The organism is Pseudoflavonifractor sp. 60, assembly GCF_009911645.1.
Taxonomy (GTDB): Bacteria; Bacillota; Clostridia; order Oscillospirales; family Oscillospiraceae; genus Lawsonibacter.
The window spans coordinates 1-1243 of record NZ_QWKI01000008.1; the positions used below are offsets into that span (position 1 = coordinate 1).

The following is a 1243-nucleotide window of genomic DNA, read 5'->3' on the forward strand; positions in this document are numbered from 1 at the left end:
CGTTTGTCCGAAAAGTGGGCGCTATTTACTCACACTCGTTTTATTTATACTTGTTATTGTTCTTATAGTTCTTATTAGAGGACAGGTTTTTTGCCTGCGTCAGCCGGGTTTCTGCCCTATTACAAGAACAGTTTTCCGGCCATGGTGAAGGACAAGTTTTTATCCATCAGGGGCGGCTAAATTTTTGTCCATCAGGCAGTTTCACATAGATATGATTAGGCTTGGAAAACTGCTGCCGTTTGCGTTCAATCAGACCCGCCGCCTCCAACTCAGCCAATACGTTCTTGGCAGTGGTCATGCTCTTGCCGAGCATTTCGGCTATCTTCTCAATCGGGAAGATGATATAAACTCTCCCCGCCTCGTCCGTCCACCCGTTGAGCTGGGACAACCGCGCCCGGTCAAGCAAAAGGGCATAGGCCAGCTTGGCGGTAAGGGTCAAGCCCATGTCCATCAGGAACCAGGGAAAGAAGAAATAGGGCGGCAATTCGGTGGTTACCTTCATGTAGTCGGTCATGGTATTAGCCTCCTTGGTGTGGGGCTGTCAGACCGCCGCTGTGGGCCGTTAGAGGCCCGTTTTCGGGGTCGGGAAGGAAATGTATCAGGCCCCCTTTGAGGGCGGTCTTGAAAGCCCTGATATTACTGCGTTTTCAGCGGGTACTTTTTCTACACTCCATCCCGGTTTTTCCTGGCCCATGTGCGTTTGCTCCGTTTCACCCGTTCTGCGGCACAGGTGGAGCAATAGAGAGTGTTGTGCCTGGGCGGGGCAAACGGCCTCCCGCACTCCCGGCAGTGCCGCCGTCTGACAGAGGAAGGCGGGAACAATGCGGCGCACAGGCCGGCGTCCAGCGGAAGGACGGCGGCGCGGAACCATTTGCAGATTAGGGAGTAGGTGATACTCTGTGGACAGATACATTCCTCGCCGTTGTCCAGGAGCAGGCAGTTGCCGCAATCGTAATTGCAACACTCATGCACCAGCCTCCGGGTTGTACGGTACTGCTGGTAGGTCATGTGAGGGATTTTGGATAGCGCCATTTCACACGCTCCCCCGGTAAAATCCTAAAAACGTCAGATTTGCGTTTTTAGCGTGAGTGCCAATCTGGCACTGACGATACCTGACCCGCAGGAAAGGAACAGACGCAAAGCGGGTGTTTCTTTCCTGCGGGTGTGCAAGGGGTTTGGGGAGTGCAGCTCCCCATCGCGTCCGAAGGACGCAACGCCCCCGGCAGGGCGCACGACACCGGAA

General features: G+C 54.6%; 2 protein-coding genes. Both read right to left on the minus strand.

The window, feature by feature from the left end; all coding sequences use genetic code 11:
• Positions 1 to 166: 166 nt before the first annotated feature.
• The gene (locus tag D1646_RS01450) at positions 167 to 514 is read right to left on the minus strand and encodes a replication initiator protein A (protein WP_160634719.1); all 348 of its coding nucleotides are present in this window, start codon (positions 512 to 514) and stop codon (positions 167 to 169) included.
• A 149-nt stretch (positions 515 to 663) separates the two neighbouring features.
• Positions 664 to 1032, minus strand: a complete 369-nt coding sequence (locus D1646_RS01455; RefSeq protein ID WP_160634720.1) for a cysteine-rich VLP domain-containing protein — start codon at positions 1030 to 1032, stop codon at positions 664 to 666.
• Positions 1033 to 1243: the final 211 nt, after the last annotated feature.